The sequence below is a fragment of the Pseudomonas sp. NFPP02 genome (assembly GCF_900119355.1).
Classification (GTDB): domain Bacteria; phylum Pseudomonadota; class Gammaproteobacteria; order Pseudomonadales; family Pseudomonadaceae; genus Aquipseudomonas; species Aquipseudomonas paracarnis.
This window is the reverse complement of sequence record NZ_FPJI01000004.1, coordinates 186,591-202,569: the sequence shown is the minus strand read 5'-3', so window position 1 is coordinate 202,569 and position 15,979 is coordinate 186,591. Positions and strand designations below refer to the sequence as shown.

The 15,979-nt window shown below is 58.8% G+C and carries 12 protein-coding genes; 7 read left to right on the top strand and 5 right to left on the bottom strand.

Going from position 1 to position 15,979, the window contains the following annotated elements; genetic code table 11:
* Positions 1–143 precede the first annotated feature (143 nt).
* From BT204_RS09125 to BT204_RS09105, 5 genes are all read left to right on the top strand, one after another.
* The gene (locus tag BT204_RS09125; protein WP_072446549.1) at positions 144–1,769 is read left to right on the top strand and encodes an APC family permease; all 1,626 of its coding nucleotides are present in this window, start codon (positions 144–146) and stop codon (positions 1,767–1,769) included.
* 11 nt (positions 1,770–1,780) lie between these two features.
* Entirely contained in the window at positions 1,781–2,707 is a 927-nt protein-coding gene (locus BT204_RS09120) for a 4-hydroxyproline epimerase (RefSeq protein ID WP_072446548.1), read from the top strand.
* A gap of 37 nt (positions 2,708–2,744) precedes the next feature.
* Entirely contained in the window at positions 2,745–3,692 is a 948-nt protein-coding gene (locus BT204_RS09115; RefSeq protein ID WP_072446546.1) for a dihydrodipicolinate synthase family protein, read from the top strand.
* 162 nt (positions 3,693–3,854) lie between these two features.
* On the top strand, positions 3,855–5,426 hold the full coding sequence (locus tag BT204_RS09110) for an aldehyde dehydrogenase (NADP(+)) (protein WP_072446544.1): 1,572 nt from the start codon (positions 3,855–3,857) through the stop codon (positions 5,424–5,426).
* 2 nt (positions 5,427–5,428) lie between these two features.
* Positions 5,429–6,676, top strand: a complete 1,248-nt coding sequence (locus tag BT204_RS09105; protein WP_072446542.1) for an NAD(P)/FAD-dependent oxidoreductase — start codon at positions 5,429–5,431, stop codon at positions 6,674–6,676.
* A gap of 3 nt (positions 6,677–6,679) precedes the next feature.
* Here the strand turns inward: BT204_RS09105 and BT204_RS09100 are convergent, their stop codons facing one another.
* The 4 genes from BT204_RS09100 to BT204_RS09085 all read right to left on the bottom strand — a co-directional run bounded on the left by BT204_RS09100 (position 6,680) and on the right by BT204_RS09085 (position 10,740).
* Positions 6,680–7,594 carry an ADP-ribosylglycohydrolase family protein gene (locus BT204_RS09100; RefSeq protein ID WP_072446540.1) on the bottom strand — a complete coding sequence of 305 codons (915 nt, stop codon included), beginning with the start codon at positions 7,592–7,594 and terminating at the stop codon, positions 6,680–6,682.
* A 37-nt stretch (positions 7,595–7,631) separates the two neighbouring features.
* Positions 7,632–8,615, bottom strand: a complete 984-nt coding sequence (locus BT204_RS09095; protein ID WP_072446538.1) for a GlxA family transcriptional regulator — start codon at positions 8,613–8,615, stop codon at positions 7,632–7,634.
* Between the two features lie 944 nt (positions 8,616–9,559).
* Positions 9,560–10,168, bottom strand: coding sequence for a LysE family translocator (locus BT204_RS09090; protein WP_014718583.1), 609 nt, complete (start codon positions 10,166–10,168; stop codon positions 9,560–9,562).
* Positions 10,169–10,290: 122 nt separating this feature from the next.
* Positions 10,291–10,740 carry a winged helix-turn-helix transcriptional regulator gene (locus BT204_RS09085; RefSeq protein WP_072446536.1) on the bottom strand — a complete coding sequence of 150 codons (450 nt, stop codon included), beginning with the start codon at positions 10,738–10,740 and terminating at the stop codon, positions 10,291–10,293.
* A 96-nt stretch (positions 10,741–10,836) separates the two neighbouring features.
* Between BT204_RS09085 and BT204_RS09080 the strand changes: the two genes are divergently transcribed.
* Positions 10,837–11,778, top strand: a complete 942-nt coding sequence (locus tag BT204_RS09080; protein ID WP_072446534.1) for an aromatic alcohol reductase — start codon at positions 10,837–10,839, stop codon at positions 11,776–11,778.
* Between the two features lie 436 nt (positions 11,779–12,214).
* On the opposite strand, the gene BT204_RS09075 is transcribed toward BT204_RS09080, so the two are convergent.
* Positions 12,215–12,934, bottom strand: coding sequence for an META and DUF4377 domain-containing protein (locus BT204_RS09075; protein ID WP_229999884.1), 720 nt, complete (start codon positions 12,932–12,934; stop codon positions 12,215–12,217).
* Positions 12,935–13,627: 693 nt separating this feature from the next.
* Between BT204_RS09075 and BT204_RS09070 the strand changes: the two genes are divergently transcribed.
* Entirely contained in the window at positions 13,628–14,815 is a 1,188-nt protein-coding gene (locus tag BT204_RS09070; RefSeq protein WP_072446531.1) for a hypothetical protein, read from the top strand.
* Positions 14,816–15,979: the final 1,164 nt, after the last annotated feature.

Here is a 15,979-nt window from a genome sequence, read left to right as displayed (position 1 = left end):
CATGGGGCGAGCGCTGTCGAGCGCGGCAAATTGTGCTGAATTCGTCATCCATCCCTGCGCAAAACATCAATCGTCAGCCTGCCTGATGGGTTCAGGATAGCGCCACTGCATGCCTATCCAATAACTCACAAGAAGGCGCCGCTATGTCAGGCCAAGGCAAGTTCAAGAAACAGCTGTCACTGATGGACCTCACCTTTATCGGGTTGGGAGCCATCTTCGGATCGGGTTGGTTGTTCGCCGCCAGTCACGTGTCTGCCATCGCAGGCCCGGCGGGGATTTTTTCCTGGCTGCTGGGCGGTTTCGCCGTGCTGTTGCTGGGCATTGTCTACTGCGAACTGGGCGCCGCCCTACCCCGCGCTGGCGGCGTGGTGCGCTACCCGGTGTATTCCCATGGCCCGCTGCTGGGCTACCTGATGGGCTTTATCACGCTGATCGCGTTTTCCAGCCTGGTGGCGATTGAAGTGGTCGCCTCGCGTCAATATGCGGCAGCCTGGTTTCCAGAGCTGACCAAGGCCGGCTCCAGCGACCCCACCACCCTGGGCTGGCTGGTGCAATTTGCCTTGCTGTGCCTGTTCTTTGTGCTCAATTACCGCAGCGTGAAGACCTTTGCCATCGCCAATAACTTGGTGAGCGTATTCAAGTTCATCGTGCCGTTGCTGGTGATCGGCGTGCTGTTCACCTTCTTCAAGCCGGAGAACTTCCAGGTGCATGGCTTTGCACCGTTCGGCTTGTCGGGCATCGAGATGGCCGTGTCGGCAGGCGGGGTGATCTTTGCCTACCTGGGCCTGACGCCGATCATTTCGGTGGCCAGCGAAGTGAAAAACCCACAGCGCACCATCCCCATCGCCTTGATCCTCTCGGTATTGTTGTCTACGGCCATCTATGTGCTGCTGCAAACCGCGTTCCTCGGCGGCGTGCCTACCGAAATGCTCGCCAATGGCTGGGCCGGCATCAGCAAGGAACTGGCCCTGCCCTATCGCGATATCGCCCTGGCGCTGGGCGTGGGCTGGCTGGCCTACCTGGTGGTGGCCGATGCAGTGATCTCCCCCAGCGGCTGCGGCAACATCTACATGAACGCCACCCCGCGCGTGGTGTATGGATGGGCGCAGACCGGCACCTTTTTCAAGATCTTCACGCGCATCGATGAGAAGTCCGGCATCCCGCGCCCGGCGCTGTGGCTGACCTTTGGCCTGTCGGTGTTCTGGACCTTGCCGTTCCCGTCCTGGGAAGCGCTGATTAACGTGGTGTCTGCCGCCCTGATCCTCAGTTATGCCGTGGCCCCGGTGACAGTCGCCGCCCTGCGCCGCAATGCACCCGACATGGCGCGCCCGTTTCGGGTCAAGGGCATGGCGGTGCTGGGCCCGCTGTCATTCATCATCGCTGCGTTGATCGTCTACTGGTCGGGCTGGAGCACGGTGTCGTGGCTATTGGGCCTGCAAATCCTGATGTTTGTGGTGTACCTGCTGTGCGCGCGCTGGGTGCCGACCGCGCACCTGAACCTCAAGCAACAAGTACGCTCCTCGGCCTGGCTGATCGGCTTCTACGCCGTGACCATCCTGCTCTCCAAGCTCGGCAGCTTTGGCGGTATCGGTGTGATCAGCCACCCGTTTGACACCCTGGTGGTGGCGGCCTGCGCCCTGGGCATTTACTACTGGGGCGCCGCCACCGGCGTACCCGCCCACTTGGTACGCCTGGAGCAGGAAGAGGACGAAAGCGAAGCCGTCAGCGACGCGCACTACAGCGCCCCACTATCCCCGACTACCCACTGATGGAGCGCCTTATGAAACGGCTGCATGTGATTGACTCACACACCGGCGGTGAACCTACACGCTTGGTCATGAGCGGCTTTCCCGAACTGGTCGGTGCCTCGATCGCCGAGCAACTGGAGCACCTGCGCACCCACCACGATCAATGGCGCCGCGCCTGCCTGCTGGAGCCCCGAGGTAATGATGTATTGGTGGGCGCGCTGTACTGCGCGCCGGTTACGCCGGGGGCGACCTGCGGGGTGATCTTCTTCAACAACGCCGGCTACCTCGGCATGTGCGGCCACGGCACCATCGGCCTGGTTGCCTCGCTGCACCACCTGGGGCTGATCCAACCGGGCGTGCACAGCCTTGACACGCCGGTCGGCCCGGTCGCGGCCACCTTGCACGACGACGGCAGCGTGACCCTGCGCAATGTACCCGCTTACCGCTACCGCAAGCAGGTGCCGGTTGATGTGCCTGGGCATGGCGTGGTGCTGGGCGACATCGCCTGGGGCGGCAACTGGTTCTTCCTGGTGTCGGACCACGGCCTTGAGTTGCAGATGGATAACGTGGAGGCCCTGACCGACTACACCTGGGCCATGCTCAAGGCCCTCGAAGCCCAAGGCATCCATGGCGCAGACGGTGCGCTGATCGACCATATCGAATTGTTCGCCGACGACGCCCACGCCGACAGCCGCAACTTCGTGATGTGCCCCGGCAAAGCCTATGACCGCTCCCCCTGCGGCACCGGCACCAGCGCCAAGCTCGCCTGCCTGGCCGCCGACGCAAAACTGGCCGCAGGAGAACCCTGGGTACAAGCCAGCATCACCGGCAGCCAGTTCCTGGGCCGCTATGAATGGGACGGCGAACGCGTACGCCCATTCATCACCGGCCGCGCCTACATGACCGCCGACAGCACCTTGCTGATCGACGAACAAGACCCGTTTGCCTGGGGCATCTGAGCCCATTATTCATTCAACTGAAACCGGAGTTAGCACCATGAGCGACAACATCTTCACCGGCTGCATGCCCGCCCTGATGACCCCTTGCACCGCCGAGCGCCAACCGGACTTCGACGCACTGGTGGCCAAGGGCCGCGAGCTGATCGACATCGGCATGAGTGCCGTGGTGTATTGCGGTTCCATGGGCGACTGGCCGCTGCTCACCGAGGCCCAGCGCCAGGAAGGCGTGGCGCGCCTGGTGGCTGCGGGTGTGCCGACCATCGTCGGTACGGGGGCGGTGAACAGCCGTGAAGCCGTATCCCACGCAGCCCATGCCGCCAACGTCGGCGCCCATGGTTTGATGGTGATTCCCCGCGTGCTGTCCCGAGGGGCTTCGGTCACTGCGCAAAAGGCCCACTTTGCAGCAATCCTCAACGCCGCCCCCAACCTGCCGGCGGTGATCTACAACAGCCCCTACTATGGTTTCGCCACCCGCGCCGACCTGTTCTTCGAACTGCGCCGCGAACACCCGAACCTGATCGGCTTCAAGGAGTTCGGCGGCGCAGCCGACCTGCGCTACGCCGCCGAAAACATCACCTCCCAGGATGATGATGTGACCCTGATGGTCGGCGTCGACACCCAGGTGGTACACGGCTTCGTCAACTGCAACGCCACCGGCGCTATCACCGGCATCGGCAATGCACTGCCGCGCGAGGTGCTGCAACTGGTGGCCCTGAGCAAAAAGGCCGCCAAGGGCGATGCCAAGGCGCGTCGCCAGGCCCGCGAACTGGAAGCTGCACTGGCGGTGTTGTCATCGTTCGACGAGGGCTGCGACCTGGTGCTGTATTACAAGCATTTGATGGTGCTCAACGGCAACCAGGGTTACGCCCTGCACTTCAACGAAACCGACGAGCTCAGCGCTGCCCAGCGCCGGTATGCCGAGCAGCAGTACGCGCTGTTCCGCCAGTGGTATGCCAACTGGTCGGCCGAACAGAACGTCGTTTGATTTTGTGTAGGAGCGAGCTTGCTGTGGCGAGGGAGCTTGCTCCCGCTGACTGCGCAGCAGTCTCCGGCTTTTATTGGGGGCGCTTCGCACCCCAGCGCAAGCAAGCTTGCTCGCCACAAAAGCTCGCACCTACAACACTCCTCTGTTTTCCAGGATGTCCCCATGACTCTGACAGGCAAGATGCTGATCGGTCAGCAATCGGTTTGCGGCCATCGCGATGCGATCCGGGCGATCAACCCCGCTACCAACACCCCACTGGAACCCGCCTACGCTTGCGGGGATGAGCAGCACGTCGACCAGGCCTGCGCACTGGCGTGGGCCGCGTTCGACGCTTACCGCGAAACCACCTTGGCAGATCGCGCCGCGTTGCTTGAAACCATCGCCAGCCACATCGAAGCCTTGGGCGATGAGTTGATCGAACGCGCCTGCGCCGAAACCGGGTTGCCTCGCGCACGCATTGAAGGTGAACGCGGCCGTACCTGCGGGCAACTGCGCGCTTTTGCCCGCACCGTGCGCCTGGGCGAATGGCTCGACGTGCGCGTCGATACCGCACAGCCCCAGCGCCAACCCCTGCCCCGTGCCGACCTGCGCCAGCGCCATATCGCCCTGGGCCCGGTAGCCGTGTTCGGTGCCAGCAACTTCCCTCTGGCCTTCTCCGTGGCGGGCGGCGATACCGCATCGGCCCTTGCCGCCGGTTGCCCGGTGATCGTCAAGGCGCATAACGCGCACCCCGGCACCAGCGAGCTGGTGGGCCGCGCCATCGCCCAGGCGGTTAAAGAGTGTGGCTTGTCGGAGGGTGTGTTTTCACTGCTCTACGGCGCGGGTAACGAGGTGGGTATCGCATTGGTGCGCGACCCGCGCATCAAGGCCGTAGGCTTCACGGGGTCGCGCAGTGGCGGTATCGCCCTGTGCCAAGCGGCGCAGGCACGCCCGGAGCCAATCCCGGTGTACGCGGAAATGAGCTCGATCAACCCGGTGTACCTGTTTCCTGCTGCGCTTGAAGCTCGGAGCGAAGCCTTGGCCGAAGGATTCGTCGCGTCGCTGACCCAAGGCGCCGGCCAGTTCTGTACCAACCCTGGCCTGATGATTGCCCTGCAAGGCGCCGCTCTGGACCGTTTTATTCAGTCTGCCAGTGAGCGGCTCTCGCGTTGCCCGTCCCAGCCCATGCTCACACCGGGCATCTTCAGCGCTTACGAAACCGGCCTGAAGACCCTGGCCCAGCACGCTCACATCGCCGCCAAGGGCTTGCCAGCGACCGGGCCGAACCAGGGCCTGGGCCATCTGTTCGTGACCCAGGCCGAGGCGTTCCTGAACAATCAACACCTGCAAGCCGAAGTATTCGGCGCCGCCTCGCTGGTGGTGCAGTGCCGTGATGTCGAGCAAATGCGCCAGGTGTCCGAGCACCTGGAAGGTCAACTCACCGCCACCCTGCACATGGATGACCACGACCTGCCACAGGCGCGGGCATTGCTGCCGGTGCTGGAGCGCAAGGCTGGGCGCCTGCTGGTGAACGGCTGGCCGACCGGCGTAGAAGTGTGCGACGCCATGGTGCATGGCGGGCCCTTTCCGGCGACTTCGGATGCGCGCAGTACGTCGGTGGGCACGGCGGCGATTCTGCGGTTCCTGCGCCCGGTGTGTTACCAGGACTTCCCGGACACCTTACTTCCCACCGAGCTGCAGCACGACAACCCGCTGCGGTTGCGGCGCCTGCTCGACGGCCAGCGAGAAGCATAATCATGGCCGATCCCAAGCAAGCAGACATCGTAGTAGTCGGCGCCGGCATTATCGGCGTCGCCTGCGCCTTGCAGCTGGCACGCCAAGGCCGCCAAGTCGTCGTGGTCGACGCGCAGGCCCCCGGCATGGGCGCCTCCTACGGCAACGCCGGCCACCTGGCAACGGAGCAGGTGTTCCCCATCGCCGACCTGTCGATCCTCAAGCGCTTGCCCGCCATGCTCCTGGACCCCATGGGCCCGCTGCGCCTGGACTGGGCCTACCTGCCCCGCGCCCTGCCCTGGTTTATCCGCCTGTTGCTCAACCTGCGGCCAGCGCGTTACCAGCGCACCGTGGCAGGCCTTCGCGCGCTGAACGAAGGCAGCCTGGGCGCGTGGCAACGCTTGCTGCAATCGATGGGTCAAACGCAATTGCTGCGTGAAGACGGTTCGCTATTGGTGTATGAGCGCGCCGAATCCCGCGCTGCACTGGATGCAGTGCAGCAACGCATGCGGCAGCAAGGCGTCGCCGTGGACTTCTGGGGCGGCGATGCGGTGCGCAAGGCTGCGCCGCAACTGAGCGACGCCATACAAGGCGGGTTGTTCTTCCCCGCTACCGGACACTTTCTGGACCCGTACACGGTGGTTGGCGAACTGGTGAACGCGGCCAAGGCTGAGGGGGTGCAATTTCTTCAGCAGCGCGTTCTGGACGGACGCCTGGAGGGTAGTGGCGTTTCTCTGATGACCGACCAAGGCGTACTGACAGCGCAGCAAGTGCTGATCGCCTGCGGCGCCCACTCGGCCAAACTCACCGCAGCTCTCACCGGCAAACAAGTGCCGCTGGACACCGAACGCGGTTACCACCTGATGCTGCCCCACGAACAACAGCGCCTGCCCTTCGCGGTCACTTCGCTGGAGCGCAAATTCATCATGACGCCCATGACCGGTGGCCTGCGCCTGGCCGGCACGGTCGAATTCGCCGGCCTCGACCGCCCGGCCAATATGCAACGGGCCTGGCAGTTGCACCGGTTGAGCAAAGGGTTGTTCCGACACGAACTGAGCGACAGCGAAGCCACGCCCTGGATGGGGTTTCGCCCTTCCCTGCCCGACTCGCTGCCGATCATTGACCGGGTGTGCGAGGGCAAAGTGCTGCTTGCATTTGGTCACCAGCACCTAGGGCTGACACAAGCGGCGGTGACGGCCGAGCGGGTTGGGCCACTTGCTGCGGGTGAGCGGGTGCCAGAACTACAGCCTTATCGGCTAGATCGTTTCTAAACCTTACCGTGGTAAGCGCGAAGTGCTGAATAACGCATCAGCCGTTTCTTGGATTTCATCGCGCATCCATAGCTTGTTCAACCAACCGACAGGGATAGCCTGGACGCCGTAATACGCCCCCGCCAGTTGCCCAACGATTGCGGCAGTAGTGTCTGCGTCATCCCCAAGGTTGGCGGCAGCGAGTATCGCTTCAGCAAAATTTGAGGTCTGATCGAAACACCAGAATGCGGCCTCCAGCGAAGCCACCGCATAACCTGAGCCAACGATTTGAGCAGAGGTTTTATCGCGATAGTCGCCAGAGGCGATAGCCTTGACCTTAGGAACCGACAGCGCGGTGTGGGAAAAACTCAGCACCTGTTTCTTTGGCACGCCGCTCAGGGCATTGCTGATAGCCTCGGCCAGCAGCAGGCAGCACTCGATAGCCTCATGCGCGGCATGCGTAGTTCGCGAGCTTTGCTCGGCAAACAGGTGGATGTCCGCCCTATCTGGAAAGTAAAACAACACGACAGGTGCGAGACGCATCATTGAACCATTGCCGGCCGAATACGGATGCGTTGAGCCCGCAAAAGCGTTGCCACTTTGCTGAAATTGCTCCAGCGCTTCGCGAACCGTCATGCCGATATCAAAGCACTCTCCGGTAGAACTCAAGTAACCCCACTTCCACCAATTCAGATAACGTCCCATCTGGTCCATCGCGTCAAAACCGCCTTTGCGCAACAGGCTTTCGGCCAGACACAGTGCCATGGACGTATCGTCAGTCCATTGGCCAGGCTTGAGGCTAAACGGTCCGCCGCCTAGCATATCCGTCACGGGAGAAAAGCTGCCGCGGGGCATGAATTCAACCGTCGTCCCTACAGCATCGCCACACGCCAGCCCAATTAGGCTGCCGCGATAACGATCCAAAAGCGTGATATCCATTGCCACTCCTCGTGAAAATCTTGCTACACCCGCCAGGCTACTTGACCAACCGCTTCTCCTTGGAGGGGCGATAGCCGAAATACGCGCTGTAGCATTTGCTGAAATGGCTCGGCGAGACAAACCCGCACGCCACCAGCACATCCACCTGGGATAACTCGGTGTGCTGCAACAGGCGTCGCGCCTCAGTGACGCGCAGTTCCATGTAGTAGCGCTGCGGCGTGGTACCCAGCTGTTCTTTGAACAGGCGCTCCAACTGGCGGCGGGAACGGCCGGCGTAGACGGCGAGTTGATCGAGTTCCAGGGGTTCTTCGAGGTTCGCGTCCATCAACTTCACCACCTCGCGCAGCGGCGCGCTGACACACATGTTTTCGGTGGGTTTGATGCGGCGGTAGCGCGATTCTTCGAACGCCAGAATATCTTCGATGCCTTCGACCAAGGCTTTGCCATGCAGGCTCTTGATCCAGTCCAGGGCCATATGGAAAGCCCCCGAGGGGCTGGACGCGGTGAGGCGGTCGCGGTCGATCACATAGGGTTCGCTGGTGACCTGCGCCGCCTTGGACACTTCGGCCAGTGCCGGCCGATGTTCGGGATGGATGGCGCAGCGGTAACCCTGCAACAGCCCCGCACGCCCGAGGAACCACGAGCCGTTCCACAAACCGGCGAGGCGCACGCCCGCTTCACCCGCACTGCGCAGCCATTGGATAAATGGCTCGCTGGCCTTGAGTTCGGTGCGAAAACCACCGCAGATCACCAACAGGTCCAAGTCCTGCAAGCTCGCTAGCATCAGGTTCGCATCCGGGCGAATGATCAGGCCCAAGTCGCTGATGACTTCGCCCTCGCCCCACCCGAAAGTGCGCGTAGCGAACAGATCAGGGCGCAACAGGTTGGCGGTCACCAGCGTGTCGAGGGTCTGGGTGAAGGCCGGCAAGGAGAAGTGTTCGAGCAGCAAAAAACCGACACGGGTGACCGAGGTCGATTGCTGGGGATTATCACTGAGGTAGCGCAGGTTCTTGCCTTGCATGCCACCGCTGAACTGGCGTCTTTCCATCGAGGGTCGGCCCACGCTTATTGTTGTGCAGTGGGCGCTATCTTAGGGGCAAATGCAGTGCCTGTCTCAGGTGACGCTCGAGGCTGGCAGCGGCCATTGCACTGATCTTGATAAAAACTGTTCGCTTGAAAAGCCACGGCCCAGGCGCTGCGCGGTGATCTGATACGGTTTTTTCTTTTCGATCTGCGCCTGTATTGAAAACCGCTTGAGGCGGACAATAGCCCCATCCCGACACTCCTGTCGTCCCCTTCCCCTCGGAGGCCTTATGACCAAGATGGCAATTTTCCTGTTCGGCTTTTTGGTATTGACCATTGGCATCGGCATGTTGGCGACCATCTCGCCGGTCTAATCCCGCATCGTGGCGAGGGAGCTTGCTCCCGTGACGGCCTGCCAACCGACGGTGATCTACCTGACGCCCCGAGACCTAAATGTGGGAGCTGGCTTGCCTGCGATGACGGCCTGACGGTCAACTCAGTTGGACCGTGTACATATCCATTCCTGCGGTAGCGGCCACTTAGGGTTCCGCTTTTACAGCGGCTCACTTTTGAAAAGAGCCAAAAAGTAAGCAAAACGCTCTTGCCCCACCACTCGGCACCTCGCTTAGGCTCGGTGTGCCTGTACTCCGCCAGCGTGGTTTGACGGGGCGCCTAAGATCAAAAGCAGATCAAGAGCGACTCGCTTCGCATCGTGGTTACCGTCGGCTGCTACGGGTGCTTTGCAAAGTTGTATAGATACCTATGGTCATCGCAGGCAAGCCAGCTCCCACATTGGATCGCGGCGCATCAGTTATATCTGTGTCGGCTGCCAGGCCGTCGCGGGAGCAAGCTCCCTCGCCACAGATTTAGCGTCGTGCCTAAGTTATGTAGATACCTATGCTGCGATGACGGCCTGACAATCAACGCGTTACCTACGCCACCTCAGCCCACAAACAGCATCGGATACAGCGACAGCACCAACAGCCCGGCCATGGACCAGTTGAACATCCGCAACCAGCGCGGCTCACGCAGCAAGTTGCGCAAGCCGCTGCCACACCCCACCCATACACACACGCTCGGCAGGTTGACCACCGCAAAAACCAGGGCGATCACCAGCACATTGGTGACATAACCCTCGGCCGGCGTGTAGGTAGTGATCGCCCCCAGCGCCATGATCCACGCCTTGGGGTTGACCCACTGGAAGGCCGCCGCACCGAGGAAGGTCATCGGCTTGCCATGTTCATCCGGGTTATCAGACATGCCGCCCGCATTGGCAATCTTCCACGCCAGATACAACAAATACGCGGCGCCGACATACCGCAACAGCGTATAGGCCCACGGGAACAGCTTGAACACCTCGCCCAAGCCAAGCCCCACACAGATCACCAACAGCATGAAGCCGATGCTTATCCCCAGTGCATGGGGCATCGAACGGCGAAAGCCGAAATTTACGCCTGAGGCCAGCAACATGGTGTTGTTGGGCCCTGGGGTGATCGAAGAGACAAAAGCGAACAGCACGAAGGCTGATAACAGGCTGGTAGACATGAACATGGCGCGGCATCCAAGCGGTGGTGATGTGCCTGCGACAGTAGTGGGTTATGGCGCGCTGCGCCCCGTACAGCTAGGGGTGGATCGAGGCGTACACTTGCAAAGCCTTCATCGAGAAGTAGCGCTTACCGAGGCGCATCGGGAACCGGTGTGGGAACCTGCCATGCCGGTTTTTTGCCCTCCTGACTGTCGAAAATACGCCGAGCCTTGCGAAAGTCCTCCACGTTTTCCACCACCCAGGTCCATATAGGCGACATGCGAATCAAAAGCTCCCTGCCCAGCGGCGTCAGCTCGTACTCGACGCGGGGAGGAATTTCACCGAACTCGCGCCGAACCAACAAACCATCGCGCTCCATGGCACGAAGCGTCTTGGTCAACATGCGCTGAGTCACACCCGTCATCTGTCGTTTTAACTCGGCATGACGCATTGCACCGTACACACCCAGGGCATGCAGGATGCCCAATGCCCAGCGGCTACCGGCGTGAGCAAGGACTTCACGCCTGACGCCATCGTCCTCCTCCCTGAGCGACTGGCAGATAACTTCTGCCTGGCTGAGCGTTTCCTGATCGGTCATTTCTACCCCTGGTATCACACGTGTGCCTTCTTATGAGCGCTGCCGAATCGTGCCAGCATGGGCTCATCTTATCGCCAACAGGTCTGCGGAGAAATCATGCCTGAAATGACCCCACTTCCCCCTCAATCGATCCTCGTTCTAGGTGCCGGCGAACTCGGCCTGCCGGTTTTGCGCAACCTGGCGCGGGAGGCCAAACGCGCGCCCGGTTCCACCATCAGCGTATTACTCAGGGAATCGACCATCAACACTCAAGCGCCCGAGAAAAAGGCAGACATCGATGAGCTGCGCAGCCTGGGCATCCAGATGGTCGCCGCAGATCTGGTGAACGACTCAATCGATCAACTTGCCAAGGTCTTCGCACGCTTCGATAACGTGATCGGCTGCGCGGGCATGATCGCGGGCCGAGAAACCCCGATGAAGCTGGCAACCGCCGCACTCAAATCCGGCGTGAAGCGCTACTTCCCCTGGCAGTTTGGCGTGGATTTCGAAGTGATTGGCCGGGGCAGCCCCCAGGATCTGTTCGATGCCCAACTGGATGTGCGTGAGTTGCTGCGCGCCCAGGACAACACTGAATGGGTCATCATCTCGACAGGCATGTTCACCAGCTTCCTGTTCGAGCCGGTGTTCGAGGTCGTCGACTTCGACAACAACACAGTGAACGCCCTGGGCAGCCTCGAGAACAGCGTGACGCTCACGACACCGGACGACATCGGTACGCTGACAGCGCAAATCGTGTTCTTCGAACCGCGCATGCGCAATCAGATTGTCTATCTCGCCGGCGACACCGTCACGTATGGGCAGGTTGCGAGCATGCTGGAACGCGTTCTGGATCGCCCGTTCAAACGCAACGTGTGGACGGTTGACTATCTCATGCAGGCACTGGAAAAAGACCCCACGCACCACATCAAGAAGTACCGTGCTGTATTCGCACAAGGCAAAGGTGTGGCCTGGCCTAAGGCGGCCACGTTCAACGAGCAACAATCGATTCCTGTCACCACTGCTGAGCAGTGGGCTCGGGAAAACCTTGCAGTCCATTGAAAACCGGATGCTGAAGCCAGCCGTAAAGGCTGGCACGGGTGAAGGGACAGTCAGCGGCTCTGAGCTTCACGCTGCTGGCCAGAAACATGTTGTTTTTTTACATGCCTACGCGACTTTAGCTCGTATTGATGGTGAATAAACCAGGCGATCAACAATAACCCAGTGACGCCAAAAACCAAGACCAACAGCTCTAGTGCAGTACCTTCATGTGAAAACATTTTTCGTTCCTCGTCCTGAAGCCGTATGACCTAAAAAACAGTCACACCGAAATTGTTTGTAATAATTCAAACATTTTCAGGGTAGTCGGCAAATCCGCACGTGACAACCCCTGATCGACCCAGGACCCTTGATCTAGACGTGTCACTCGTCGAAAACACGCATAAATCACAGGCAATAAAAAACCCCGTAGACGCTGATCTACGGGGTTTGTGTTCGCTTACTTGCTGCCAGAAGCGTCCTGCTCGACCACCATATCCAACACGTAGACCGTCGAAGGCGCATCCGCTGGCGGATTCTTCCATTCGTACTGTTTGACCCGCAGCACAGTGCGCACGCCGTCATGATGCACAAAGCCTTCGATAGGCTGGTACAGCGGATGCCAGCTGTCTTGGGTCGCCAGTTGCAGGCCCGCGTCGTCATAGCGACGCTCGCGCACTTGCAGGCACTGATAACCTGGGATCAAAGGATGGCTGCACTTGACCGTCTTGGCCGCCACTTCCAGAAACTTGACCTCACCCTCGCTACCGTAGCGGGTCTGCGGGGTGGCCTCGCCTTGCAGCTTGAGCACCGAGCCATCCGCTGTCGTCAGTTGCAGCATCGGCGCCACGTTATCGCCGGTGATCACAGCTCGCAGATCACCCTTGAACAGCCGCCCTACTTGGGCATCAAGGTCCATCAGGCTCTTGTCACAGGCCATCAGCGTAGAGGCCAGTGGCTGAACCTTCAGCACTCCGTCCTGATAGTGAAAGCCGCCGAACTGACGATTGCAGCCACCGCTGATGCTCAGGTTCTTGTCACCGAAGGCAACGCGCAACTTGCGCTCGATGCCTTTGTTCATCGCCACAAGAGGCTTGCCCGACGCATCCGTTGCCGAGACCAGGTTCCAGTCGTAAGCGGATAAGGTTGGCTGGGCTACAGCTGCTGAGGTAATAGGCATTGAAGGTGATTCTTCATGGCTTTTGGAAGGGGCGGCACAGCCTTGGATGAGTGCAGCACACACGGCTACAAGAAGAATTTTTTGTTTCATGGGTCACTCTGTCAGCTTTGATGAGTGCGGGCGTTATCCTGCGCTGGCAGGATAAGCGCGCGGCTAAACCGGCATGAGGAGGTCGCTTGAGGCTTTACTGAGCGTAGACCCAATGCGCGCTTGGCGGACCTCGTACTTGGCCGATAGCAATCGGACATCATTTGTTTGGTTCAGTTTCACGCAGCGTTAGAGGCGCTGCCAAATCCCAGGCAATAAAAACCCCCGTAGACGTTAATCTACGGGGTTTCTAAGAGTGGAGGCCGAGGTCGGAATCGAACCGGCGAAGGCGGATTTGCAATCCACAGATTTAAATAGCTGACTAAAACTCAGTTCCGCACGGTGGTAAACCTCAGAGCCCGTAAGCCAGGCAGGGCAAGAGGTACGACTTGAGTTACGAAACTGATTTTCGTACCTGTTTTTTTTCATAAAATAAGGTTGGAAAAAATCATTACGAATCCAAAAGAGTAAAAAATCCAGATCATTCACCTAACCGCTTTCGGCCAATAGGAGAATGTCGCCACGCTCAGAAAATGAGGAACTATTCACGTATTACGTGTATTAGTTGATATCATTACCAATCGATACCACAAGGCATAATGGACTATGAGCGTCGAAAACACATTACTACAGGGACTCTATTATCCTTTCTCACGCTGCATGGACAGCTGTGCGCTGAAACAATTGATGCTGGTGTTCGACGGTGTTACTTTTCTGGAACCGGTCAAAGACGCGGAATGGCGCGCCGGACTATTTCGAAGCCTTGAAATTAATGAGGATCCACGGTTTTTTAAATATAGGGTTTTGGAGCAGGACCTCAAAACTCTAGAGCAGGAAGGGGCGTTATCCATCGTCGACCCGCAAAGCCTTGCTGCTTTTAAGAGACCAGAGACGTCCTTAGCGGCCATAAGTGATCTCCAGGATCCATTGTGGTGCAAAATGGCAAGTAATCCATCTGTATTCGGCTTGCCGCACCAGAGGCAGACCGACACACAACAGCCGACTTGGCAGATGTTTTCACAGAAAATCCCGACGGAATTTCGCCATTTTTTGGGTACCGATACTGCAAGAGAGCATCTTATTAACGAGGCGGACGACCATTACGCGTGGACCTTGTCATACGCGGCGGGCTCTGCAGCAGCCTTGAATTTTCATTTGGCGGCGGCGGCGGATCTGGGACTGTCTCCCATAACGGACAGCGAATTACATCACAGACTACTGTTGCGCAAGGCAACCCGCACTTTGACGCCCGATAGCGAGTGGACGGATCCAGTTTCTACCCAATTGTCACAATCAGCGACAAGCACCGCCGTAAAGCTTCTTGAATCACTCATGCCGCGTCAGGCACTTGAGTCCGCAAGGTTTGATACGATTCTTCGCTTTCGCGAGAACACGCGTGGTGATCGTGCCGCGCTCGTCAATGAATTGACCAACCGCCTTATACAGATATCCAATACGACTTCCTATGCTGAATTATCCCGCAGCCAAATAGCATTGAGTATGGAAATTTCAAAGGAAGTGAGAGAGTACCAAGCCGCAATCGGCGCTGCCCGGGACAAACTTTGGCCGAACTTGGTTAAAGGGCTTGGTCTCACATTCGCAACCGGTACTTCGGCGGCACTTCTTTATGAGTACCTCCTCGGGGGACCAATGGGCGTGCTGACAGGGGCATTAAGTGGAGTTGCTTACTCAAGCCTGGCGCACGTGCTGGACTCACGCGCTGAAAAGCGACAAGCCGAACGGGCCGCCAGCCCTTCTATCGCTTATCTTTCGAGGGTTTCGCGACTAAAATAAACTGGAAGCCCGTAGTTGGCGGATTCCGCATCGAGCGGAAGGCGGCCGGCACCTCGAGCTAAGAGGGGCTGATCTATTTGATTCAATCCAGCTCCCTCTACTGCTGTCCGATTGCTGTCTGTCGCAAAGGGGCTGCAACCGGCCAGAAGCAGGCATTGATTAGCGACATCCATTGATGGTGAACTGGCGTCGTGAGACTCATGCCTAGATCTAAGCTCGAAACAGATGTTCCCGCTGCCATGCGAGATATTTGAGGTGTGGAGGCGATAGCTCTACGCTCAAATCTACTGAGCAATTCAGGATTTTCCGGTTACTGTCAGACAGGTATGGTGAGATTAGGATATGTCCCTCATCGTCAAACGAAACATAGCCATTGTCAAAAAGGGTGTCGAGGCTTGGGTTCAGCAGCAGCCCGTTGTATACGTCGAGCCGCTCTGCGTTGCTCGACTCACGCCAAGGTTTGATGTGAGAGGCTTTGAGAATGTTGATTTGCGAGCAGCCCGTGGCGGAGCATTTGCCCCAAAGCTTGACGAGTTTCTTGCGGAAAGCGCCCTGACCGACTCGCGCGAGTATTATCAGACCTTTTCTGTTTCAGTGAGCATCGCGTCAGCCAGAATCTGCTGCTCTTGTGCATTTGCGATGACCTCGGCCACATCCTCGGCTAACCAATATTTTCGAGTAGCACCAAAGCTCCCATTGCGGCTTGGCTTAACACCAATTGAGATACAGAAATGTTCAAACTCCAGCTGCAAACTTCCATTCTGGACAGGGTATGAACCATAGATCCTGTTAAGGGCAGCGTTAGTTCTGCTACCGTGTTTGTCCAGATTGGAGCCATGGGCTCGGATCTTGTTTTTCTCGTAACCGATAAAGCGTGACGGAGCAAAAGCGATACCCGATTCATTTAGGTAGGGCAGATAGCATTTCCCAGCTTGACGAGGTCAAGATAGATCTGTTGATCGTCCCCGGCAGAAGAACCCGCACGGTCCAGCTCAGCAAGATTTTCTGCTATTTGCTCTTCGTTTACTACCAGCTCCATCGCTGCCCCATCCAATGAAAAGCCCAGCTTAGTGGCTGGACGTTAAGGTCAAGAATTCACGATAGTTGCAAGTAATTGCGCACGAATCACGCTCGTTACGCTTCAGGCATGACCGAGGGCAATTT